Here is a 23844-nt window from a genome sequence, read left to right as displayed (position 1 = left end):
GTTAGCCGCTCTCACCCACCCGAATCACTGACGTGAGTCAGCTCATCGGGATGTGTTCGTTTGCTGCCTAGCTGTCACACCAATTACTGTGGGTAATAATATCTTTGTACTTGGCGCGACAGCGTTGTTAGCCGCGCGCGCTCACCCGAATCACTGACGTGAGTCAGCTCATCGGGATGTGTTCGTTTGCTGCCTGGCTGTCACACCCATTACTGTGGGTAATAATATCTTTGTACTTGGCGCGACAGCGTTGTTAGCCGCGCTCACTCACCCGAATTAACTTATCGGATTTCATTAGATTGCCGCTTGACTACAACACCAATAACTTCAGATAGATAAGTCGAAATAAAATTTCAAAAGAAAAAAGACCGGTGATTAACCGGCCTTGATATAAAAGACTAACAGCATGAAGAACAAAATATCAGGTTTCTTGTAACCCGAGTTTTTTCTCCAGATAGTGGATATTGGTGCCACCGTGCTGGAAGTTTTCGTCGTTCATGATGCGCTGCTGTAACTCAACGTTGGTTTTGATACCGTCGATAATGAGTTCTGCTAGCGCATTTTTCATGCGAGCAATTGCCACGTCACGGTTTTCACCGTAAGTGATCAGCTTGCCGATCATGGAGTCATAATATGGCGGCACAGTATAACCGGCATAAATATGAGACTCCCAACGCACACCAAAACCGCCCGGCGCATGGAAACGGGTAATTTTACCCGGACTTGGCAGGAAGGTATTCGGGTCTTCGGCGTTGATACGGCATTCCACGGCGTGGCCGTGCACCTTCACTTCATCTTGTTTGATGGAGAGAGGTTGGCCCGCAGCGATACGCAGTTGTTCTTTGATCAAATCCACACCGGTGATCATTTCGGTAACCGGGTGTTCAACCTGAATACGGGTGTTCATTTCAATGAAATAGAACTCGCCGTTTTCATACAGGAACTCGAAAGTCCCCGCACCACGATAGCCGATCTCTACACAGGCTTTCGCGCAGCGTTCACCGATATAACGGCGCAATTCGCTGGTGATACCTGGTGCTGGTGCCTCTTCAACCACTTTCTGGTGGCGGCGCTGCATAGAACAGTCACGTTCAGCCAGATAAATAGCATTACCCTGACCGTCAGCCAAAATCTGAACTTCGATATGGCGTGGGTTCTCAAGGTACTTTTCCATATAAACCATGTCGTTATTGAAAGCTGCTTTGGCTTCCGCACGCGTCATGTTGATGGACTGCTCGAGATCTTTATCATGACGAACCACACGCATGCCACGACCACCACCACCGCCTGATGCCTTGATAATGACCGGGTAACCGATACGTTTGGCAAAGGCTTTATTCTTGGTAGTGTCGTCAGTCAATGGGCCGTCAGAGCCAGGTACGCAAGGTACACCAGCTTTCTTCATCGCGCTTATCGCTGAAACTTTATCACCCATCAGGCGAATAGTTTCGGCACGTGGGCCGATAAAGATGAAACCTGAACGTTCTACCTGTTCGGCAAAATCAGCATTTTCAGACAGGAAACCATAGCCGGGGTGAATAGCCACCGCGCCGGTGATCTCAGCAGCAGAAATGATTGCCGGGATGTTCAGATAGCTTTTAACAGAAGGCGCGGGACCAATACAAACAGTCTCGTCAGCCAATAACACATGTTTAAGATCACGATCCGCGACAGAGTGAACTGCCACAGTTTTGATCCCCAGCTCTTTACAAGCTCGCAGGATACGCAGCGCAATCTCACCACGGTTAGCGATTACGATTTTATCAAGCATGGAACGCCTCGTTACTCGATGACGACAAGAGGCTCGTCGAATTCAACCGGCTGACCGTTTTCAACCAGAATGGCTTTTACAGTACCGGATTTATCTGCTTCGATTTGGTTCATCATTTTCATCGCTTCAACGATGCAAAGAGTGTCACCAGCAGAAACTTTCTGACCTACTTCAATGAAGGCTTTAGCATCCGGGCTCGGGGTGCGGTAGAAGGTACCGACCATTGGGGAGCGCACGATATGGCCACTGATTGCTGCTGGTGCAGCCGCTTCAGCAGGTGCTGGTGCAACGGCGGCAGCCAGTGCGGGCTGTTGCTGTGGTGCAGCAAAAGCATATGGCTGTTGCATCATTGGGTAGTTTGGTGCGGCGGGAGCACGACTGATACGTACTGACTCTTCGCCTTCTGAGATTTCCAGCTCTGAAATGCCGGACTCTTCAACCAGTTCGATCAGTTTCTTAATCTTACGAATATCCATGAGTGTGATTCCGTACTCTTTGTGTGTTGCAATTATACCCATCATATTTCACGTTGCATGTGTGTTGACTGCCTTCGTTCACCCCGTCACTTTTTAGTCAGTTCATGGGATTCGCTCAGTTGCCGCCTTACTGCAACTCGAATTATTTCGGGTCTAGTTGGATTTTGACAAGCGATTTACCGCTGCCTGTAAAGCAAAGTTGTAGCCATCTGCGCCAAGTCCACAGATTACGCCAACTGCAATATCAGAGAGATATGAATGATGACGGAAAGGCTCCCGGGCATGCACATTAGACAAGTGGATCTCGATAAACGGGATCTGTACACCTAACAATGCATCACGCAGTGCCACGCTGGTATGCGTAAACGCTGCTGGGTTTATCAGGATAAAATCGGTATTACCCCGTGCCTGATGAATTCTATCGATCAGCGCATGCTCTGCATTTGACTGCAAATGGGACAGCGCCACATCCATTCCCTGGGCTTGAATCTCTAACTGGCTGACAATCTCAGCCAATGTGGTGTAACCGTACTTTTCCGGTTCACGCGTTCCAAGCAGATTCAGATTAGGGCCATTCAGAAGCAAAATGTGAAACTTATCCGACATTGTGCTGGTATCTCCGGCAATTAGTCCATCATCGTAAAAAATAACCTGATGTCACCGATTTGTCACCTTTTTACGACGAATTTGATACTGCGATCGGCACTAAGGTCGGGCATTATAATGATATCGTAGCAATTAGCAGCTAAATACTGGTCTTATCAGCGAAGATATTCAATAAAAAAGAGTGCGAACTGTGCGTTCAGCATTATTTATGACGGGGAGAATCATGATAAGTTCCGGCCACTAACGGCACCATTGCCGAAATTTTTTATAGCGTAGTGCCAGCAATATAACCGCCGCCACGGCGTAGATAATCGGCAGTGGCGAAAGCGTTTTAACCGACCAAAGATAATGAATTGGCGCAAGGATGGCGACAACATACACCAGATTATGCAGTTTTTGCCAGTTGGGTCCCATTTTCCGTTGCGCCCACAAGGTAGAGGTGACGGCCAGCGACAGTAACAATAGCCAACTGATAATCCCCAATGTGAGATAGGGGCGGGTAACCAACTCGCGCCCCAGCAGGCCAATATTGCTCAGCCCCAGTTCCAGCAAAGAGTAGCTGACTAAATGCAAGGTTCCCCAGGCAAAACACCATAAACCTAATAACCGGCGGCAGCGGATCAAGAGGGGCTGTTTACCATAACGCGCCAGCGGAGTGACGACTAAAGTGGCTAACAACAGTTTCAATGTCATGCGGCCGGTAAAATGCTGAATATCTTTGGCGGGGTCGGCACTGAACCAACCCTGATTAACCGATAAAATCAGCCACAGAAAAGGCAGCGCTGCCGCCAGCCAGATAGCCACTTTTAACCATTTAATCTGCCGTAGACTCAGGCGCATCAGAAATTCACTCGCAGATCTAAACCGCGGTAGAGGGATGCAACTTGGTCCGCATAACCGTTAAACAGCAACGTAGGTTGGCGCTGCACATCAAGGATACCGCCGGAGCCGATAAAGCGTTCTGTGGCTTGCGACCAACGCGGATGGTCGACATGGGGGTTCACATTGGCATAAAAACCGTATTCGTTAGGCGCACTGAGGTTCCAGGTGGTGGGCGGCTCATCATGAGTCAGGCGAATATGAACGATAGATTTTATCCCTTTAAAGCCATATTTCCACGGCGTGATAAGCCGCAGCGGAGCACCATTTTGCGGTGGCAGGGCTTTGCCATACACACCCAGGGTCATGAAGGCGAGTGGATGCATAGCTTCATCCAGTCGTAAGCCTTCGACATACGGGTATTTTAGCCCGCCGCCAATAAAACGGTCCTCTTGTCCCGGCATCTGATCCGGGGCGTAAAGTGTTTGAAATGCGACATAGCGGGCATTACTGGTTGGTTCAACCAGCTTGAGCAGTTTCCCTAACTCAAAACCAATCCACGGCACCACCATGGACCAGGCTTCGACGCAGCGCATGCGATAAATGCGTTCTTCCAGCGGGAAGCGTTTTATCAGGTCATCGATATCCAGTGTCATTGGTTTAGCCACATCACCGTCGATACGTATCTGCCAGCCTTCGGTTTTCAGCGTGCCAGCATTGGCGGCGGGATCAGCTTTATCCAGACCAAATTCGTAGAAGTTATTGTAACCAGTCACTTTTTCTTCTGGCGTCATCGCCAGATCGGGGTGGTACACCGTTGATTTGGTAAACGTCAATGGCTTGCCTGACGGGGCTTTAGGGCGATCATTGCCTTTAAACCAGGCCAGTAGATCTGCCTGTGCCGATGTGGGTAACGCCAGTGTGGCAGCCGTGATCCCCAGTGCCTGTAATACTTTGCGGCGCTGGTAAAAAATACTTTCCGGCGTGACGTCAGCTTCGGTCAGTTTGCGTGGTTTGGTACTGCTGCCACTGAGACTGTTTTTTGAATGAGATAAAAAGTTGCGCATAGACCTACTCCATCGGGCAGGGGAGTCATACTGACCGTTATGGTATTAATCATGGCGGCTTATGGGCACAAGTGCGAGGGGGCTGAGAAAAATATGAAATTTCTGAGTGAGAATGGAGTGATAGGACCGGGTGGCCGCAATATCCACCCGGTGACTTTTGCAAAATAAATAATTAGCGAACTTTAACCAACGTCCGGCCAGTGACTTCATTCGCCAGCAGGCGTGCGGCGATAGTTGGCGCATCTGCCAGCGTGATGGATTGCGATGCTTGCTGATAGAAACTGTCGGGTAAGATTTTCAGCAACCGCTGCCAGGCTTGCTGGCGGCGCGGTTGAGGTGTCATCACCGAATCCACGCCTTGTAAACGCACGTTGCGCAGAATAAATGGCATCACAGTGGTGGGCAGCGTATAGCCACCCGCTAATCCACAGGCGGCAACGGTGCTGTTGTAATTCATCTGTGCCAGCACTTTAGCCAGCAATTTGTCGCCGACAGTATCAATTGCACCGGCCCACAACTGTTTTTCCAGTGGGCGTGGCGCATCAAGATAATCATTGCGCGAGAGCACCCGCTGCGCACCGAGACTTTTCAAATAGTCACTGTTACTGTCACGACCTGAGATTGCCGCAATCTGGTAACCGAGCGCCGACAGTAAGGCAATTGCGGTGCTACCTACGCCACCGCTGGCTCCGGTGACCACCACTTCGCCACTTTCAGGGGTAACGCCGCCGTCTTCCAATGCCATGACGCACAACATGGCGGTGAACCCTGCGGTACCGATAATCATGGCTTTTCTTGGCTCCAACCCTTCAGGCATGGGAACCAGCCAATCGCCATTCACACGCGCTTGCTCGGCTAAACCGCCCCAATGATTTTCGCCCACCCCCCAGCCGGTCAGTAACACTGACTGACCGATATGAAAACGTGGGTCCTCACTGCTGTGAACCGTGCCAGCAAAATCAATACCCGGCACCATAGGGAATTCGCGGATAATCTTCCCTTTGCCGGTGATGGCTAGCGCGTCTTTATAATTCAGGCTGGACCAATTGACATCAACCGTGACATTACCGGCTGGCAATTGCGAGGGCGATATTTCACGCACTTCGGCGACAGTACGGCCTTCAATTTGATCAAGTACCAGTGCTCGCATGTATCACTCTCCCGATATATCTTTCTGCAACGCCAATGACGTTGGGTATATACCCGCCATACTTCAAGTTGCATGTGTGTTGGCTGCCTTCATGCAACTCGAGCTATTTAGTGTATAAATTGTGAATAATTCAAAAAAGGGATGGGTTAAGAGTGAGCTAATATAGCGGTAACAGCAACCTTCTGGCCTGATCAAGAACAAAAATCAATTCATTGATTTTTATCATGGCTATCCTTTGAAGAGGGATTGATTGAAAATCAGGGAAAAAGGCGAAAATATTGTGTTATTGTCGCATTATGAAGTAAAAAGTCAGTTTTATAGCCTATTTTTGTCATATAGTGTGCTCCTCAAGGGACATGAGGATTTTTCTTCACTTAATTGCGCTTCGCAAGGCTAAGGGATGCAATTTACAACCAAACTTTCTGCGTTTATGACGCTACTAGTGGTCTCGGCTATGTGCTTGGTGCTACTGGGTAGCACGGTAAGTTTCTTCTATTTATGCCAGAAAAAAATGGAGCACCGTCTCCAAAGTATCGTGACAGCTTATGATCAGTCGCTTCTGCTGCAACCGGCGGATAAAGCGCGCGAGTGGTTGCCTATCATGATGCGAACTATCGGTGTGGTGGAGCTCAGCGTCCAAGATCAAGACCGCACGCTGTATCATCTCAAACTCCCTGCAATTTATACGCCTTGGAATAGCGGAAGTAGATACCGCAACATGGTGGTACCGATGCTGCATCAACCTGGGGCATCGATGCATTTCACCTATATTGACCCCTTGAACAGCTATACCCGCTCTCTTTATGCTGCGGCCGTTTTATCGCTGGTGGTTATAGTGATTGCCATGGCGCTATTGCTGAGTTTCCGCTGGTTGCGTGATCAAACCGCAGGGCAGGAAAAACTTGAACGGCGAGCAAGGCGTATTCTTAACGGCGAACGTGAATATGCTATCAGTAGCGACGGGCATGAATGGCCACCTTGTGCCAGTCGTGCCATTGACCGGCTATTGGCCGAGTTGATGGAAGTGAGGGAGGAGCGTAACCGTGTTGATACGCTTATTCGCACTTTTGCGGCACAAGATGCCAAAACCGGTCTCAGCAATCGCCAGTTTTTTGATAATCAACTGACTACCCAACTGGAGGAAGAGGGTGCCCATGGGATAGTCATGATGGTGCAGTTACCTGATTTTGAAAGTTTAAATGAAACTGATGATCATCAGCAGGTACAAGAACTGATGCGGTCGTTGATTAACCTGCTTTCTTCTTTTGTTGCCCGCCATCCCTCGGCGTTACTGGCGCGCTACCATCGTAGTGATATCGCGATTTTGTTGCCCCATAAAACGCTAAAAGATGCGGATGTTATGGCTGCTCAATTGGTTCATGCGGTTGGGGCGTTACCTGACCCCCATGTTATTGACCGCGAATCATTGCTGCATATGGGGATTGTGGCGTATCGCAGTGGGGAGTCAGTTGAACAGATTATGGATAATGCTGGACAAGCGACCAAAAATGCGGCGATGTATGGGGGGAATGGCTGGTATGTATTCGATACTCAAGTGTCAGAAAAAGGGCGTGGTAGTGTCAAATGGCGCACTTTACTGGAGCAGACGCTGGCTAACGGCGGGCCAAGGCTTTATCAGAAGCCGGTGATTACTGTTGACGGTAAAATTCATCACCGTGAAATAATCAGCCGTATCTATGATGGTGAGCAAGAGTTGTTAGCCGCTGAATATACACCATTAGTGCAATTGCTTGGCCTGGCGGAGCGTTACGACCGTCAAAAAATTGATCGGATAATTCCTTTATTAGCTTTATGGCCGGACGAAACTCTGGCATTTTCTATCTGCGTTGATTCATTATTGCAGCGTTCTTTTCAGCGTTGGCTGCGTGATACGCTATTACAATGCAGAAAGTCTGATAGAAAGCGAATTATCTTTGAACTTGCAGAGGCAGATGTGTGTCAACATATCGACCGAATCCGTCCGATGATGCGTTTATTGCTCGGTGTGGGCTGCAAGGTGATGGTGTCGCAGGCCGGATTAACGGTTGTTAGCACCTCTTACATCAAATCGCTACGGGTTGAAATGATTAAACTTCATCCTGGGTTAGTAAGAAGCATTAATTTACGTTATGAAAATCAGTTGTTTGTGGAAAGCCTGACGGGTGCTTGTGCGGGGACGGATACAAAAGTTTTTGCCGCAGGAGTGCTTACCCGTGAAGAATGGCAAACGCTGAAGGATAAGGGGATTTACGGTGGACAGGGCAATTTTTTTGCTCTGCCAACGCTTTTGAACCCCGGAAAGAAAAAATATTCGTATTAGGGCTATGTTTAGCCTGATCGTTGAGCAAAAATTAACGTAGAATGTGCCAGTCATTTCCGTAAATCGTTGGTGGGCGCTTACTTCCGACGAGAATCAGGTTAAATGTTAGATTTTATGTGCTGTGTTACGCCGGTCGTTACGCAGAATCTGTGTTGTGTGGAGGGTTTATTCAACCTTTTCAAGCGACATAAGTTCTGAGTGGAGCGAGATGTCAACAACGCAGCTACTTTTTCACCGAATCAGGACGTTTTTGCGCCTTGTCGCTGCTTCGTGTGGTTGGTAAAGTAGGCGGATTTTATTTTCCGCCCCCAGCTTGCAGGATTATCCTTTCGTTATGTTTAAGAAATTTCGTGGCATGTTTTCCAACGACTTGTCCATCGACTTGGGTACCGCCAATACCCTTATTTATGTTAAAGGACAAGGCATTGTACTGAATGAACCTTCAGTGGTTGCTATTCGCCAGGATCGTGCCGGTTCACCAAAGAGCGTTGCGGCTGTGGGCCATGATGCTAAACAGATGCTTGGGCGCACCCCAGGCAATATCGCTGCTATTCGCCCAATGAAAGACGGCGTTATTGCCGATTTCTTTGTCACCGAAAAAATGCTGCAACACTTTATTAAGCAGGTTCACAGCAACAGCTTTATGCGCCCAAGTCCGCGTGTATTGGTGTGCGTACCGGTCGGGGCTACTCAGGTTGAGCGCCGTGCGATCCGTGAATCCGCTCAGGGCGCTGGCGCTCGTGAAGTGTTTTTGATTGAAGAGCCTATGGCTGCTGCTATTGGTGCCGGTCTGCCGGTTTCTGAAGCAACAGGTTCAATGGTCGTGGATATTGGTGGCGGTACCACAGAAGTGGCCGTTATCTCTCTGAACGGGGTTGTTTACTCTTCTTCTGTTCGTATCGGTGGCGACCGCTTTGATGAAGCGATCATTAATTATGTGCGCCGTAACTACGGTTCATTGATTGGTGAAGCGACTGCTGAACGTATCAAACACAGCATCGGTTCTGCTTATCCGGGTGATGAAGTTCTGGAAATTGAAGTGCGTGGTCGTAACCTTGCTGAAGGTGTGCCTCGTGGCTTTACACTGAACTCCAATGAGATCCTTGAAGCGCTGCAAGAGCCGCTGACTGGTATCGTTAGCGCGGTAATGGTTGCACTGGAACAATGCCCGCCAGAATTGGCTTCTGACATCTCTGAACGCGGTATGGTGCTAACCGGTGGTGGCGCATTGCTGCGTAATCTGGATCGCCTGCTGATGGAAGAGACCGGTATCCCAGTCGTAGTGGCAGAAGACCCATTGACCTGCGTCGCTCGCGGCGGTGGCAAAGCGTTGGAAATGATCGACATGCATGGCGGCGATTTGTTCAGCGAAGAATAATAGTCAGCCAAAAAGGAGGAGAACTAAGTCAGATGAATCGCTATCCATCTTACATAAGGTAAGAAGGGTTAGTTCGTCCGATTTAGCGCCTCCTTTTGTCGTCGAGGAATACGCATAATTTATGAAGCCGATTTTTAGCCGGGGTCCATCCCTGCAACTGCGACTGTTCTTTGCCATTCTTGCCGCTATTGTTTTGGTTATCGCTGATAGCCGGTTGGGCACGTTTGTCAAAATACGTACCTATATGGACACCGCCGTTAGCCCTTTCTATTTTCTGGCCAATGGGCCACGCAAAGTTCTCGACAACGTTTCTGAAACTCTGGCTACCCGTGAACAGCTAGAGCTGGAAAACCGTGCGTTACGCCAAGAGCTGTTGCTTAAAAATACTGATCTACAGTTGCTTGGGCAATTTAAACAGGAAAATAACCGCTTACGTGAGTTACTCGGTTCTCCTTTGCGTCAGGATGAACAAAAAATGGTCACGCAGGTGATGTCCAGTGGGACAGACCCTTATAGTGATCAGGTGGTTATCGATAAAGGTTCTAACAACGGGGTATACGAAGGCCAGCCGGTTATCAGTGACCGTGGTGTCGTAGGCCAGGTTGTCGCGGTGAGTAAACTAACCAGCCGCGTATTATTAATTTGTGATGCCTCCCATGCGCTACCGATTCAGGTGCTACGTAATGATATTCGCGTAATTGCCGCAGGGAGTGGTTGTACCGATGATTTATTACTGGAGCACTTACCCAGCAATACAGATATTCGTGTTGGTGATGTATTAGTGACATCCGGGCTGGGTGGGCGTTTCCCCGAAGGTTATCCGGTCGCAGTGGTCTCTTCTGTCAAAGTTGATAACCAGCGGGCTTATACTGTGATTCAGGCTCGCCCAACCGCTGATTTACAGCGCCTGCGCTACTTGTTGCTATTGTGGGGGGCTGACCGTAATGGTGAGATGCCATTGCCGCCAACTGAAGTTCGCCGCGTAGCCAATGAACGACTGGCTCCGATGATGTCACAAGTGCTGCCTGCCGCAGATGCGATGGGGCCACCGGCACCACCGGCCGCTACGCCTACCACACCAACAGCAGTGACTGCGCCGGGAGTATCGCCATGAACCGTTACAGCAGCAATGGTCGTTGGGTTATCTGGTTATCCTTCCTGATTGCCATGGTGCTGCAAATTATGCCGTGGCCGGAACAGATTTATATGTTCCGGCCGTCATGGTTAGCATTGGTTTTAATCTACTGGGTGATGGCATTACCCCATCGAGTGAATGTTGGCACCGGCTTTGTCCTTGGGCTGATTATGGATCTTATTTTGGGTTCAACACTTGGGGTAAGGGCGCTGGCACTCAGTATTATCGCTTATCTGGTCGCTTTTAAGTTTCAACTATTCCGCAATATGGCACTGTGGCAGCAGGCGCTCATCGTGATGCTGCTTTCACTCACCATGGATGTCGTGGTGTTTTGGTCTGAGTTTTTAGTGATTAATGTCTCATTCCGCCCAGAAGTATTCTGGAGTAGTGTAATTAACGGTATTTTGTGGCCTTGGCTATTCTTGTTAATGCGTAAAATTCGCCGCCAATTTGCGGTGCAATAAGGACTTTAGACTCATGACCGCCCTGTATCTTGCCTCTGGCTCTCCGCGTCGCCGTGAATTACTGGCACTGCTTAATGTCCCTTTTGAGGTACTGAAAACTGAGGTTGAAGAGCAACGCCATCCAGAGGAGAGTGCGCAAGAGTATGTCCGGCGCTTAGCGTTGGAGAAAGCTCAGGCAGGGGTAAAGGTCGCACCACAGGATCTGCCGGTATTAGGGGCCGATACCATTGTGGTGTTAAATGGGCAAGTTTTAGAAAAACCACGGGATAAAGCCGATGCGCAGCGAATATTGAGTGCGCTGTCCGGTCAGCAACATCAGGTGATCACTGCGGTGTCTCTGGCTGATCGGCAAGATGTGTTATCTGCCATGGTGGTGACAGATGTGACATTTCGTGTGTTATCCCAGTTGGAAATCAGTGACTATATTGCTACCGGTGAACCCATGGACAAAGCGGGCGCTTACGGTATTCAGGGGAAAGGTGGTTGTTTCGTCAGAACCATTACCGGCAGTTACCACGCCGTAGTGGGGCTGCCGTTGGTAGAAACCCATGAATTACTAAGTAATTTCATTGCGCTACGTAATGTGAGAGGAATACATGACAGCTGAATTACTGGTCAATATCACACCGTCTGAAACGCGAGTTGCCTACATTGATGGTGGCATCTTGCAAGAAATACACATTGAACGAGAAGCGAAAAGAGGGATCGTCGGTAATATCTACAAAGGTCGTGTCAGCCGCGTTTTACCGGGCATGCAAGCGGCGTTTGTCGATATTGGTCTGGATAAGGCCGCCTTCCTCCATGCCTCCGATATCATGCCCCACACCGAATGCGTGGCTGGGGATGAACAGAAAAATTTCAATGTGCGCGATATCGCTGAACTGGTGCGCCAGGGGCAGGATTTAATGGTGCAGGTGGTGAAAGACCCTCTTGGCACCAAAGGTGCACGTTTGACCACGGATATCACGTTACCTTCCCGCTATTTGGTACTTATGCCGGGAGCTGCCCATGTTGGGGTGTCGCAGCGAATTGAAAGCGAAGCAGAACGCGAACGCCTGAAAAAAACTGTGGCGGCCTACTGCGATGAACAGGGCGGTTTTATTATCCGTACTGCCGCCGAAGGAATTGGTGAAGAAGAGCTATCGGCAGATGCTGCCTTCCTCAAACGGCTGTGGACTAAAGTCCAGGAGCGGAAGAAGCGCAATATCACCAAATATAAGTTGTATGGCGAGATGGCACTGGCGCAACGCGTACTGCGTGATTTTGCCGGTGCGGCACTGGATAAAATCCGAGTCGACTCCAAGCTGACTTATGACCTGCTGGTGGAATTTACCAGTGAATACATTCCTGAGATGACCGCAAAGCTGGAGCTGTATGCAGGCAAACAGCCGATTTTCGATCTCTACGATGTCGAAAATGAAATTCAGCGCTCATTGGAACGTAAAGTTGAGCTAAAATCAGGTGGTTACTTGATTATTGATCAAACAGAAGCCATGACTACCGTGGATATCAACACCGGTGCTTTTGTGGGTCATCGTAATCTCGACGAGACTATTTTCAATACCAATATTGAAGCCACTCAGGCCATCGCCCGCCAGCTACGCATGCGTAACTTGGGGGGGATTATCATTATTGATTTCATTGATATGAGTAATGAAGAGCATCGTCGGCGTGTATTGCATTCATTAGAACAGGCATTGAGTAAAGATCGGGTAAAAACCAGTATTAATGGTTTCTCTCAGCTAGGCTTAGTCGAAATGACGCGTAAGCGCACACGAGAGAGCATCGAGCATGTTTTATGCAACGAATGCCCAACCTGCCGTGGCCGTGGCACCGTTAAATCGGTGGAAACCGTGTGCTATGAGATATTGCGTGAAATTGTCCGAGTGCACCACGCTTACGATTCTGATCGCTTCCTGGTTTATGCGTCTCCAGCGGTAGGAGAAGCACTGAAAGGTGAAGAGTCACATGCTCTGGCTGAAGTGGAGATCTTCGTCGGTAAGCAGGTCAAAGTGCAGATTGAACCACTGTATAACCAAGAACAGTTTGATGTGGTGATGATGTAAGATTTTCCGCTGCCATTCGTGCAGCGGATGGCAAGGAGAGATGTGTGAGGCGACTGCCCAGGATAATATTTGCGACAGGCGCCACAATGATTGTTGTGGTGGCACTGTTGGTCAGTGGGCTACGCATGATGCTGCCTCTCATCAACGACTATCGTCTGCAAATCGTGGCCAAGGTTCAGTCCATCAGCGGTATTCCACTGGAAGTGGGGTTCATGCAGGGATCGTGGGAACCGTTTGGCCCAACGTTGGAATTGCGCGATATTCACGCTAAATTGCCGAAAGCCGACTGGCAGGTGCAGCGGGTGACCCTTGCGCTTGATGTGTGGCAGTCACTGTTGCACTGGCGCTGGCAGTTCCGTGATATGACCTTCTATCAATTGCAGTTAGATTTGCACACTACGTTGGATATGCAGCAAAACAGCAGCCGCAATCTTGAAACGGGTAATCTTAGTGATATCTTCCTGCGCCAATTAGATCACTTTGATCTGCGTAATAGCCGTGTCTCATTTCTCACGCCTTCTGGTCCCCGCGCGGAATTAGAGATCCCGCAACTCACCTGGCTTAACTCCCTGAACCGGCATCGCGCCGAAGGGCAAATCAGCTTGTCGACCATTAATGGTCAGCACGGTGCGGTGCAGGTGCGGATGGACCTACACGATAATCAAGGCATCCTCAATAACGGCACGGTCTATATGCAGGCCGACAATATCGACCTGAAACCGTGGATCAGTCGCTGGCTGCGTACCAATACTGGGCTGGATAATGCAGAATTTAGCCTGGCGGCCTGGCTGAGTATCAAAAGTGGCGCGATTTACAGTGGTAATGTGCTACTCAGTGAGGGGCAGGCCAATTGGACTGTCGCGGGCAAATCACATCAGTTGGCAGTAGATAATTTTGTGTTGGAAGGCCACCGTCAGGGTAATGGCTGGCAGATTGATGCCCCGCAGCTAAGTCTGAAAACCGATGGTCAGGCATGGCCTAAAGGGCATTTATCGGCACTGTGGTTACCGGAAAATACGCAGTTTATTGGCCCAGACCAATCTCAGGAATTACGCATTCGCGCCACTAATATTCAGTTGGAGCGGGTGGGGCCACTGTTACCGACCTTGTCACTTTTTACCCCAGAGCTAATGAACCGTTGGGCGGATTTACGGCCACAAGGGAATATCGATGCATTGGCATTGGACATTCCTATCAGCCAACCAGAAAAAACCCGTTTTCAGGCCAAATGGCACAATATCAGTTGGCAACACTGGGATTTGTTGCCGGGGGTTAATAATTTTGCCGGTGCGCTGAGCGGTTCCGCAGCGCTTGGGCGGTTGGATATCAATCTCAAAGACAGCACATTACCCTATGGTGATATGTTCCGCGCGCCGCTGGAGGTTAGTCAGGCCAGTGGTGCAGTCAACTGGCAGATTGATGATAAAGGCTGGGAACTGTGGAGTGACCAGTTAGATGTCAGAGCTAAATCGCTGTGGGGCAACGGCAGCTTCCGCTATCAGCAACCCGATAAAGGGCAACCGTGGCTGAAAATTCTGACCGGTATTCGCTTGTATGATGCGACCAATGCATGGCGCTATTTCCCTGAGCCGCTGATGGGCAAGAAGCTGGTGGACTATCTGACCGAGGCGTTACAGGGTGGGCAGGTAGACAACGCAACACTTATCTATAATGGCAATCCTCATGATTTCCCTTATAAAAAGAAAGAAGGCCAGTTCCAGGTTTATGTGCCACTGCGTAACGCCACCTTCCAATTCCAACCAGATTGGCCTGCGTTAGAGAATTTAGCCATTGATCTTGATTTCCTCAACGAAGGTTTGTGGATGGATGCCCCTCACGCGATGTTGGGAAAGGTCACCGGCAGTAATATCAGCGCTATTATCCCCGACTATCTGAAAGAAAAGCTGTATGTCGACGCCGAAGTGGTTGGCGAAGGGCGCGATGTCCATGACTACTTTACGGAGACACCGCTGAATGATTCCGTGGCGCAAACGCTGGAAGAGCTGCAAGTCGGTGGTAAAGTTAGTGGGCGCTTACATCTGGATATCCCCTTGGAAGAGGGCCTTATCACCCATGCCAGCGGTGAAGTGACGCTCAACAACAACAGCCTGTTGGTGAAGCCATTGCAAAGCCAACTGGAAAACATCAGTGGCAAGTTCCGCTTTAACGATGGCAATCTCGCTAGCGATACCTTATCCGCGAACTGGTTTGGGCAGCCATTGGCGGTTGATTTCACTACACAAGAGCAACCAAAAAACTTTTTGGTGAATGTTGGATTGGGTGGTGACTGGTTACCGGCCAAATTACCCGGTGTTCCCGCTGATGTAGCAAAATTGCTCAGTGGTAGCGCCAATTGGCAGGGTAAAGTCGCGGTGCAACTACCGAAAAATGGCAAGCCAGACTATAAAGTTGATGTGACGGCTGACTTGAAGAAAGTGAGCAGTCACTTACCTTCTCCGCTGGATAAAACAAGCGGTCAGGCATTACCCATGCATGTACAGGTGGTGGGTGGGCTGGAGGCGTTTACCCTCTCAGGCAGTGCTGGCAGCAACAATACGTTCAACAGCCAGTGGTTGTTGCAAAAAGAACAAGTAGAGTTGGCGCGGGCTATCTGGCAAGCCGACAGTAAAAAAGTCCCGCCACTGCCGGAGGATAAAGGTTTAGTTCTCAAACTGCCGGCACTGGATGGCGAGAGTTGGTTGGCGTTGCTGGCACCGGAGTTTACCCGTGTCAGTGCACCTTTTAGCTCATCAGCGCCACCAAAAATAACAGGCAGTGCATCCAATGTCACGCTTCCTCCCCGGCTGACCTTACAGACGCCACAGCTTTTGGTCGGTGGGCAGGCCTGGCACCAACTGACACTGCTGATTGAACCATTATTAACCGGTACTCAGGTCACGGCAAAAGGTCAGGAAGTGGATGGTAGCCTGCTGATGGCCGAACATGGGCCATGGCGTGCCGATATTAATTATCTTTATTACAACCCGCAATGGACCACGCACGAAGCACAAGATCCTCTGGCGCAAGCTGCGTTGCAGGAGCCACAAGCTCCCAGTAAGATTTCGTTCCGTGATTGGCCTGCGCTGCAATTACGCTGCAAATCCTGTTGGATTTTGGGGCAGAATGTCGGGCGTATTAACGCTGACCTGACGCCGCAAGGCTCGGTGCTGGTGTTAACTAACGGCTTGATTGAGGCTGGCAATGGGCGGGCTAAAGTTTCCGGCGAATGGCAGCAAGACCGCAATGGTGATAAAACCGCGCTTAACATCGCGCTGAGCGGGCCGAAGATCGATGAAACCATTTCATTCTTCGGCCTGACAACACCGATAAAAGATGCCTCTTTTGATATCAATGCCGATGTTAACTGGCGCGGTGTTCCGTGGCAGCCACAGATTAATACCCTGAATGGGACATTAAAGAGTAGATTGGGCAGAGGCCAACTGAGTGATCTCGGTGGCGGGCGCGCCGGTCAGCTACTGCGATTGGTTAGTTTTGACGCACTATTACGTAAGCTCCAGCTTGATTTTAGTGATACGTTTAGTCGTGACTTTGCGTTTGATTCAATTCGGGGCACGGCCAATATTAAAGATGGTGTAATGCATACCAATGATTTAGTGGTGGATGGCTTGGCGGCCGATATTGCCATGAGTGGTAATGTTGACTTGGCTAAACGCCAGATAGCCATGGAAGCGGTTATTACACCAGAGATTTCTGCCACTGTCGGCGTCGCAACAGCCTTTGCGATCAACCCAGTGGTTGGGGCTGCGGTGTTTGCTGCCTCGAAGATTTTAGGGCCATTATGGAGCAAGGTTTCGCTGATTCGTTACCAGATTACCGGTAGTTTGGATCAACCAACCATCCATGAAGTATTACGCCAGCTAAAGGAGAGTAAGGCGCCATGAAAAATGCCAATGTTGCATTATTACAGTTATGCAGCGGTGAAAATACCCGTGACAATCTGGCTCAAATTGAGCAGCAGATCAAACAGTTAAACTCTGGTATTAAACTGGTTATGACGCCGGAAAATGCATTGTTATTTGCCAATGCCGCCTCTTATCGTCACCATGCCGAGCAACATAACGACGGGCCGCTGCAACAGCAAATTCGTGAGATGGCACGCCATTACGGGGTGTGGATTCAAGTGGGCTCGATGCCGATGATAAGCCGCGAATCACCGGATCTTATCACCACCAGTAGCTTGCTGTTTGATGATCAGGGCGAACTGAAAGCCCGTTACGACAAAATTCACATGTTTGACGTGGATATTAACGATATTCATGGCCGTTATCGTGAGTCTGATACCTATCAGCCGGGTGAACAACTAACGGTGGTTGATACGCCGGTAGGTCGCTTAGGCATGACGGTTTGTTATGATTTACGTTTCCCTGGCTTATTCCAGGCTTTGCGGGCGCAGGGGGCTGAGATTATTTCAGTGCCATCGGCCTTTACCAAAATGACCGGTGAAGCTCACTGGGAGATTTTATTGCGCGCACGGGCGATTGAAAACCAGTGCGTGATACTGGCTGCGGCACAGGTAGGGCGTCATGGCGCCACTCGCCGCACCTGGGGCCACACTATGGCGGTTGATGCCTGGGGTAAAATATTGGGGCAGAACCCAGATGCGGTTGCTGCCTTAAAAGTAAAAATTGAAACCACAGGTTTGAACATTATCCGTAATCAGATGCCGGTATTGCAGCACAATCGCTTCCTGCCGTCTCCGTTGCCGTCATCGCATAAACCATCATCTAATTAAAGAGTGAAAACTATGAGCCTCTCGTTTGTCAGTGAGCAGTTACTCGCTGCTAACAAGCTGAACCATCAGGACTTGTTCTCAGTATTGGGGCAGTTGGCTGAGCGCCGCCTCGATTACGCTGACCTGTATTTCCAGTCCAGCTATCACGAGGCCTGGGTGTTGGAAGACAGCATCATCAAAGATGGCTCTTACAATATTGATCAGGGTGTAGGCGTGCGAGCGGTCAGCGGTGAAAAGACCGGTTTTGCTTATGCCGACCAAATCACCCTGAATGCTTTGCAGCAAAGTGCTCATGCGGCACGCAGTATTGTGCGTGATAACGGTAACGGTAAAGTGCATACCTTGGGTGAAGTCGCCTATCAGGCGCTTTATCCACTGCTAGACCCGTTACAAAGCTTGTCTCGCGAAGATAAAATTGCGCTGCTCCATCGGGTAGATAAAGTGGCCCGTGCCGCCGATAAACGGGTGCAGGAAGTCAGTGCCAGCTTGACCGGTGTCTATGAGCAGGTTCTGGTGGCAGCCACTGATGGCACGCTGGCGGCAGATGTGCGCCCACTGGTGCGGCTGTCGGTCAGCGTATTGGTGGAAGACAACGGCAAACGCGAACGCGGTGCCAGCGGTGGTGGTGGCCGTTTTGGCTATGACTACTTCCTCGAAACTGTGGATGGTGAAGTGCGAGCTGATAACTTTGCCAATGAAGCGGTCAGAATGGCACTGGTAAATCTGTCGGCTGTTGCCGCCCCTGCTGGCGCTATGCCGGTAGTCCTAGGTGCAGGTTGGCCGGGTGTATTGTTGCACGAAGCGGTCGGTCATGGTTTGGAAGGTGATTTCAACCGCCGTGGCAGCTCAGTCTTCAGCGGCCAAATGGGTAAATTGGTCGCGTCAGAACTGTGTACCGTGGTGGACGATGGCACTATGCAAGGCCGCCGTGGTTCGCTGGCTATCGACGATGAAGGGGTGCCGGGCCAGTACAACGTGCTGATTGAAAACGGTATTCTGAAAGGCTACATGCAGGATAAGTTGAACGCGCGCCTGATGGGCGTTGCACCGACCGGTAATGGCCGCCGTGAATCCTACGCGCACTTGCCAATGCCACGCATGACCAACACCTATATGTTGGCCGGTAAATCGACACCGGAAGAGATTATCGCCAGTGTGGAATATGGCCTGTACGCGCCTAACTTTGGCGGGGGTCAGGTGGATATTACATCCGGTAAGTTTGTGTTCTCAACCTCCGAAGCGTACTTAATCGAGAAAGGTAAAATCACCCGTGCGGTGAAAGGTGCCACCCTGATTGGTTCAGGTATTGAAGCCATGCAGCAGATTTCGATGGTCGGCAACGATCTGGCGCTGGATAAAGGTGTCGGCGTTTGCGGCAAAGAGGGCCAAAGCCTGCCAGTTGGCGTCGGCCAACCTACTTTGAAGTTAGATAATCTGACGGTAGGTGGTACGGCGTAGGGGTTGTTAGTAGGATGCCCCGTTTAGTTCCCAACGGGGCATCCTATAGCTATGGTATATTCAACGATATCCCTGATATACCTCGGCCACCCGTTTAAAGTACTCAGTCAAATAGTCGATACAGACCTGAACTTTAAGCGGCATTTTATCTTTCTCGGTATAGAGTGCATATACTGGTCGCGGATCAGAATGGTATTTTTTAAACAGTATTTCTACCTCCCCGCGTTTAATTTCCTCTATTACCCACATTAACGGGGCGTAAGCGATACCCGCACCCGCGTTAAGCCAACGGATCATGGTTTGTGAGTCATTGGTGACAAAACGGCCCTGTGGCGATATTTGCGTGGTAATACCTTCTGGTGCGATTAGCTCAAAGTTACTGTCTGGTCGCACGCTATATTCCAGCCAGGAGAAATTGGTCATATCACTGGGTTTTTCTGGCGTGCCATGTTGTGCTAAATAACTTTTTGCGGCGCAGACCACCATCGGCATAGAACCAAGGCGGCGTGAAAATAGCCCCGAATCCTGTAATGCACCAACGCGAATCACCACATCTAAACCATCGGCAATTAAATCCGGTGCCGGAATACCTGTGACCAGATTAACGGATAGGCCGGGATACTCTTTCAACATTTCTGCTGTCATCGTTGCCAGTACATTTTGTGCCATTGTTGATGAGCAGCCGATGCGTAAGGTTCCGGTCGGCGTGTTGTTAAAGGCATACAGTTGTTCATGGACCTCTTGTACTTCCTGCAACATGCGCCGACAACCCTGATAGTAAATTCGGCCTGCTTCAGTTAAACCAATACGGCGAGTACTGCGGTTTAGCAACTTAACATTTAGCTCGGTTTCCAGTTTTGACACTGTTTGGCTAATCGACGACACACTCATTTCTAACTGCCGTGCAGCGCCAGTGAAAGACCCACACTCAACCACCTTGGCAAATACTGACATCCGTTTTAGTCTTTCCATGATTCACCCTGAGTTGATTGTTTACGCAGTTTTGATTGCTAACACTTGATTGTTAACTGTAGCTTAAAAGTGATTTAGATCACACATCGTAGATAAGGTGATAATAAGCAGGCTAATATACTGCTGTCGGGAGAATCGTTTTAGGTTTGAAAGCCACGCAGTTGAAGTGTTATCTCGCCTCGCTAAAGTTACAGTCATGTTTCTTAGTTAAGTTTAACCTATAAGTTAGTCTTATGGCTGGTTCACCGGCACCCTATAATAGAAAGGATCTACAGAATGACGTTGCTCCCGGTGATGGTGATATTTGGCCTCTCTTTTCCGCCAATATTTTTTGAGTTGCTCGTTTCGCTGGCGCTGTTTTTTGTTTTGCGCCGTGTGCTGCAACCTACCGGTATTTATGAGTTTGTCTGGCATCCGGCACTCTTTAATACCGCGCTGTATTGTTGCCTTTTCTATTTAATATCCCGTCTTTTTTCCTGAGGTCGCCGTGAGTACTTTTTCATTAAAAATAATCCGTATCGGCATCACCTTATTGGTGGTTTTACTGGCGGTTATCGCTATTTTCAAAGTTTGGGCTTTTTATACTGAATCACCCTGGACCCGTGATGCCAAATTTACTGCCGATGTGGTGGCTATCGCACCGGACGTCAGTGGTTTGATCACCGACGTGCCGGTAAAAGACAATCAACTGGTGCAGAAAGGGCAGATTCTGTTTGTTATTGACCAACCACGCTACCAGCAGGCGTTGGCTGAAGCTGAGGCCGATGTGGCCTATTACCAAACACTGGCGGCGGAGAAACAACGTGAGTCCGGCCGGCGGCAACGTTTGGGGATTCAGGCGATGTCACAAGAAGAAATTGACCAGTCCAACAATGGATTACAAACCGCCAGGCATCAGTTGGCAAAAGCTATCGCAGTACGGGATTTAGCCAAACTTGATCTGGAACGCACCACCGTGCGTGCGCCTGCACAAGGCTGGGTGACGAATCTGAATGTTCATGTCGGGGAGTTTATTAACCGTGGTGCTACCGCCGTTGCACTGGTGAAAAAAGATACTTTCTATATTTTGGCCTATTTGGAAGAGACCAAGCTGGAAGGCGTTAAAGCGGGGTATCGGGCGGAAATTACCCCACTGGGCAGCAACCGTATTTTGCACGGTACTGTCGACAGTGTCTCCGCCGGTGTCACCAACAGCAGCAGCAGTGTCGATAGCAAAGGGTTGGCGACGATTGACAATAATCTGGAATGGGTACGGCTGGCGCAACGAGTACCGGTGAAGATCCGTTTGGACAGTGAAGATCAACAGCATCCCTACCCCGCAGGGACGACGGCGACTGTGGTGATAACCGGGGCGACTGATCGCAACCCTAATCAGGCTTCACCGATTGTTAAGTTGATGCATCGCCTGCGCGAGTTTGGCTAAGATGACCAGCCCGACCTTTATTCGCCTGCGCTTTGCGTTCAAACTCAGCTTTGCCATTGTGGCCGCGCTGTTTCTGGGCTTTCATCTGCAATTAGAAACACCACGCTGGTCGGTGCTGACGGCCGCTATTGTTGCTGCTGGCCCGGCATTTGCTGCGGGCGGTGAGCCATTCTCTGGTGCGATTCGTCACCGAGGTTGGCTACGTATTATCGGGACATTCATCGGTTGTATCGGTGGTTTGGTTATCATCGTTCTGACTATCAGAGCACCGGTATTAACCCTGATGCTTTGCTGTTTGTGGGCTGGCGTTTGTACTTGGATGTCCTCACTGGTTCGGGTTGAGAACTCTTACGCATTTGGGCTGGCGGGTTACACCGCGCTGATTATCATTGTCACCACCGGTGAAACACCCTTACTGACACCACAGTTTGCAGTTGAGCGCTGTAGCGAGATTGTGCTGGGGATCGTCTGCGCGGTGATGGCGGATCTGCTGTTTTCACCACGGTCGATCAAGCAGGATATTGATCGTCTGGTCGATAAAGTGTTGGTAGATCAATATAAATTATTGCAGTTATGTATTCGTCCGGCAGAAAAAAACGATATCGATCGCGCCTGGAATGATCTGGTTAAAAATACCACGGCACTGAATGGGATGCGCAGCTACCTGATGATGGAATCTTCCCGCTGGCAGCGCTGCAACCGCCGCTTACGGGTGCTGCACACGGCATCATTAGCACTGATCACTCAAGCCTGCGAAACCTATCTGATATTGATCAATCACCCTGACTTACTCAGTGCCGAGCTGAAAGCGATGCTGAGTGAACCGGCAGAGACGCCGGCTGAAATTCATCAGCAGATGAAAAAAATGCGTCAATATATTGGCGGTAGCCACAGTGAGGCGATCCCTGCAACTATCAGCAGTTGGGTGGGGGCGGCGACGCGCTATTTATTGCTATCAAAAGGGATTCATACCAACAGCAGTATCAGCCGGGTGGAAGAGGGTATTCTGGACGGTGACGAGCCAATCAAACATGTTTCAGCCGAAGGTCATCATGCGATGATCAATGGCTTGCGTACCGGTATTGCTACGGCGATCGGCGGCCTATTCTGGCTGTGGACTGGCTGGACCTCCGGGGCGGGTTGTATGGTCATGATTGCGGTGGTGACCTCACTGGCAATGCGTACCCCCAATCCACGGATGGTGGCGATCGACTTCCTGCTGGGGGTGATTATGGCGCTGCCCATTGGGGCGCTCTATTTCATGTTTATTATCCCTGCGACCCAGCAAAGTATGCTGTTGCTGTGCATCAGTCTGGGGTTACTGGCATTTATTATTGGTATTGAAGTGCAAAAGCGCCGTCTTGGCTCGCTGGGAACATTGGCCAGTACCATCAATATTATGGTGCTGAGCAACCCGATGCAGTTTAATGTCAGTATGTTCCTCGACAGTGCGTTGGGGCAGATTGTCGGCTGTTTTGTTTCCCTGATTGTGCTGATGTTGATCCGCGATAATGCCAAGGACAGAACCGGCAGAACCTTGCTAAACCGCTTTGTTTACAGTGCGGTATCGGCTCTGACGACCAATAAAGCCCGCCGCAGCGAAAATCATCTACCGGCGTTGTATCAACAACTGAATCAATTATTGATGATGTTCCCCGGTGATATTGATAAGTATCGGCTGGCATTGACGCTGATCATCGCCCATCAGCGGCTCAATAACACCGAGATCCCAGTTAACGCCGAGTTGAGTGCCTTTCACAAACAGATCCGCTATACCGCCGATCGAGTCATTAATGCCAAAAATGACCAGAAGCGGCGCTATTACTTTGCTCGCTTACTACAAGAGTTGGATCAATATCAGCAGAAATTAGTTGATTTTCAATCACCTGACTCCGTGACTCGTCCAGTCAAACGGCTAGCGGATGTGTTGCATCGTTATCAGAGCGCGCTTACTCTTCGTCCTTGAAACCACAGGGTTGTTCGCGG

At 49.8% G+C, this 23844-nt stretch carries 19 protein-coding genes; 12 read left to right on the top strand and 7 right to left on the bottom strand.

All coding sequences use genetic code 11. The features are described from left to right. Positions 1-421 precede the first annotated feature (421 nt). From accC to A6J67_RS01165, 6 genes are all read right to left on the bottom strand, one after another. On the bottom strand, positions 422-1771 hold the full coding sequence (accC, locus tag A6J67_RS01190; RefSeq protein ID WP_005191381.1) for an acetyl-CoA carboxylase biotin carboxylase subunit: 1350 nt from the start codon (positions 1769-1771) through the stop codon (positions 422-424). An 11-nt stretch (positions 1772-1782) separates the two neighbouring features. Then, positions 1783-2247, bottom strand: a complete 465-nt coding sequence (accB, locus tag A6J67_RS01185) for an acetyl-CoA carboxylase biotin carboxyl carrier protein (protein WP_004701474.1) — start codon at positions 2245-2247, stop codon at positions 1783-1785. 153 nt (positions 2248-2400) lie between these two features. After that, positions 2401-2853, bottom strand: a complete 453-nt coding sequence (gene aroQ, locus A6J67_RS01180; RefSeq protein ID WP_005191376.1) for a type II 3-dehydroquinate dehydratase — start codon at positions 2851-2853, stop codon at positions 2401-2403. A 240-nt stretch (positions 2854-3093) separates the two neighbouring features. Further along, a complete protein-coding gene (msrQ, locus tag A6J67_RS01175; protein WP_050296876.1) occupies positions 3094-3693 on the bottom strand; it encodes a protein-methionine-sulfoxide reductase heme-binding subunit MsrQ in 600 nt (199 codons plus the stop codon). Then, positions 3693-4739, bottom strand: coding sequence for a protein-methionine-sulfoxide reductase catalytic subunit MsrP (msrP, locus tag A6J67_RS01170; protein ID WP_005191374.1), 1047 nt, complete (start codon positions 4737-4739; stop codon positions 3693-3695). Before msrP ends, msrQ begins: the two co-directional genes overlap by 1 nt. Positions 4740-4911: 172 nt before the next feature. Then, positions 4912-5889 (bottom strand): MDR family oxidoreductase, encoded by a 978-nt coding sequence (locus tag A6J67_RS01165; RefSeq protein WP_050087376.1) that lies wholly within the window; start codon positions 5887-5889, stop codon positions 4912-4914. Positions 5890-6289: 400 nt separating this feature from the next. On the opposite strand from A6J67_RS01165, the gene csrD reads away from it, so the two are divergent. The 9 genes from csrD (at position 6290) to tldD (ending at position 19463) form a co-directional block, all read left to right on the top strand. Then, positions 6290-8209, top strand: a complete 1920-nt coding sequence (gene csrD, locus A6J67_RS01160) for an RNase E specificity factor CsrD (protein ID WP_050073824.1) — start codon at positions 6290-6292, stop codon at positions 8207-8209. Between the two features lie 334 nt (positions 8210-8543). Next, positions 8544-9587, top strand: a complete 1044-nt coding sequence (mreB, locus tag A6J67_RS01155; RefSeq protein ID WP_002228205.1) for a rod shape-determining protein MreB — start codon at positions 8544-8546, stop codon at positions 9585-9587. A 121-nt stretch (positions 9588-9708) separates the two neighbouring features. Continuing rightward, a complete protein-coding gene (gene mreC, locus A6J67_RS01150) occupies positions 9709-10701 on the top strand; it encodes a rod shape-determining protein MreC (protein ID WP_005188564.1) in 993 nt (330 codons plus the stop codon). After that, positions 10698-11186 carry a rod shape-determining protein MreD gene (mreD, locus tag A6J67_RS01145; protein ID WP_032906981.1) on the top strand — a complete coding sequence of 163 codons (489 nt, stop codon included), beginning with the start codon at positions 10698-10700 and terminating at the stop codon, positions 11184-11186. The genes mreC and mreD overlap by 4 nt, the downstream gene beginning before the upstream one ends. Before the next feature lie 13 nt (positions 11187-11199). Continuing rightward, a complete protein-coding gene (locus A6J67_RS01140; RefSeq protein ID WP_005188561.1) occupies positions 11200-11793 on the top strand; it encodes a Maf family protein in 594 nt (197 codons plus the stop codon). Then, positions 11783-13252, top strand: a complete 1470-nt coding sequence (rng, locus tag A6J67_RS01135) for a ribonuclease G (protein ID WP_032906980.1) — start codon at positions 11783-11785, stop codon at positions 13250-13252. The genes A6J67_RS01140 and rng overlap by 11 nt, the downstream gene beginning before the upstream one ends. A 44-nt stretch (positions 13253-13296) precedes the next feature. Next, positions 13297-17154, top strand: a complete 3858-nt coding sequence (yhdP, locus tag A6J67_RS01130) for an AsmA2 domain-containing protein YhdP (RefSeq protein WP_050296877.1) — start codon at positions 13297-13299, stop codon at positions 17152-17154. Beyond that, complete coding sequence (gene nit1, locus A6J67_RS01125) at positions 17151-18005, top strand: deaminated glutathione amidase (protein WP_042568997.1); 855 nt, start codon at positions 17151-17153, stop codon at positions 18003-18005. Before yhdP ends, nit1 begins: the two co-directional genes overlap by 4 nt. 12 nt (positions 18006-18017) lie before the next feature. Then, on the top strand, positions 18018-19463 hold the full coding sequence (gene tldD, locus A6J67_RS01120; protein WP_005188553.1) for a metalloprotease TldD: 1446 nt from the start codon (positions 18018-18020) through the stop codon (positions 19461-19463). 60 nt (positions 19464-19523) lie between these two features. On the opposite strand, the gene aaeR is transcribed toward tldD, so the two are convergent. Then, positions 19524-20435, bottom strand: a complete 912-nt coding sequence (gene aaeR / locus A6J67_RS01115; protein ID WP_005188550.1) for an HTH-type transcriptional activator AaeR — start codon at positions 20433-20435, stop codon at positions 19524-19526. 276 nt (positions 20436-20711) lie between these two features. On the opposite strand from aaeR, the gene aaeX reads away from it, so the two are divergent. Genes aaeX through aaeB form a run of 3 tightly spaced genes read left to right on the top strand, consistent with a single transcriptional unit; the run spans position 20712 to position 23824 of the window. Next, the gene (gene aaeX / locus A6J67_RS01110; RefSeq protein WP_005188547.1) at positions 20712-20915 is read left to right on the top strand and encodes a p-hydroxybenzoic acid efflux pump operon protein AaeX; all 204 of its coding nucleotides are present in this window, start codon (positions 20712-20714) and stop codon (positions 20913-20915) included. 7 nt (positions 20916-20922) lie between these two features. Next, the gene (gene aaeA, locus A6J67_RS01105; RefSeq protein ID WP_042568998.1) at positions 20923-21858 is read left to right on the top strand and encodes a p-hydroxybenzoic acid efflux pump subunit AaeA; all 936 of its coding nucleotides are present in this window, start codon (positions 20923-20925) and stop codon (positions 21856-21858) included. 1 nt (position 21859) lies between these two features. Next, positions 21860-23824: a p-hydroxybenzoic acid efflux pump subunit AaeB gene (gene aaeB, locus A6J67_RS01100; protein ID WP_080608022.1), complete on the top strand. Its 1965-nt coding sequence runs from the start codon at positions 21860-21862 to the stop codon at positions 23822-23824. The last annotated feature ends 20 nt before the right edge of the window (positions 23825-23844 follow it).

Source organism: Yersinia sp. FDAARGOS_228 (assembly GCF_002073315.2).
Taxonomy (GTDB): Bacteria; Pseudomonadota; Gammaproteobacteria; order Enterobacterales; family Enterobacteriaceae; genus Yersinia; species Yersinia intermedia.
Note: the sequence above shows the minus strand (reverse complement) of the source record. Positions and strands in the feature narration are given on the sequence as shown.

Bases quoted from the DNA above. Each gene is read 5' to 3' on its own strand.
- A6J67_RS01165 (WP_050087376.1), bottom strand. From the start codon at position 5,889: ATGCGAGCACTGGTACTTGATCAAATTGAAGGCCGTACTGTCGCCGAA.
- csrD (WP_050073824.1), top strand. From the start codon at position 6,290: ATGCAATTTACAACCAAACTTTCTGCGTTTATGACGCTACTAGTGGTC.
- rng (WP_032906980.1), top strand. From the start codon at position 11,783: ATGACAGCTGAATTACTGGTCAATATCACACCGTCTGAAACGCGAGTT.
- tldD (WP_005188553.1), top strand. From the start codon at position 18,018: ATGAGCCTCTCGTTTGTCAGTGAGCAGTTACTCGCTGCTAACAAGCTG.
- mreB (WP_002228205.1), top strand. From the start codon at position 8,544: ATGTTTAAGAAATTTCGTGGCATGTTTTCCAACGACTTGTCCATCGAC.
- mreD (WP_032906981.1), top strand. From the start codon at position 10,698: ATGAACCGTTACAGCAGCAATGGTCGTTGGGTTATCTGGTTATCCTTC.
- nit1 (WP_042568997.1), top strand. From the start codon at position 17,151: ATGAAAAATGCCAATGTTGCATTATTACAGTTATGCAGCGGTGAAAAT.
- msrQ (WP_050296876.1), bottom strand. From the start codon at position 3,693: ATGCGCCTGAGTCTACGGCAGATTAAATGGTTAAAAGTGGCTATCTGG.
- aaeX (WP_005188547.1), top strand. From the start codon at position 20,712: ATGACGTTGCTCCCGGTGATGGTGATATTTGGCCTCTCTTTTCCGCCA.
- aaeB (WP_080608022.1), top strand. From the start codon at position 21,860: ATGACCAGCCCGACCTTTATTCGCCTGCGCTTTGCGTTCAAACTCAGC.
- accC (WP_005191381.1), bottom strand. From the start codon at position 1,771: ATGCTTGATAAAATCGTAATCGCTAACCGTGGTGAGATTGCGCTGCGT.
- aaeR (WP_005188550.1), bottom strand. From the start codon at position 20,435: ATGGAAAGACTAAAACGGATGTCAGTATTTGCCAAGGTGGTTGAGTGT.
- accB (WP_004701474.1), bottom strand. From the start codon at position 2,247: ATGGATATTCGTAAGATTAAGAAACTGATCGAACTGGTTGAAGAGTCC.
- A6J67_RS01140 (WP_005188561.1), top strand. From the start codon at position 11,200: ATGACCGCCCTGTATCTTGCCTCTGGCTCTCCGCGTCGCCGTGAATTA.
- aroQ (WP_005191376.1), bottom strand. From the start codon at position 2,853: ATGTCGGATAAGTTTCACATTTTGCTTCTGAATGGCCCTAATCTGAAT.
- msrP (WP_005191374.1), bottom strand. From the start codon at position 4,739: ATGCGCAACTTTTTATCTCATTCAAAAAACAGTCTCAGTGGCAGCAGT.
- mreC (WP_005188564.1), top strand. From the start codon at position 9,709: ATGAAGCCGATTTTTAGCCGGGGTCCATCCCTGCAACTGCGACTGTTC.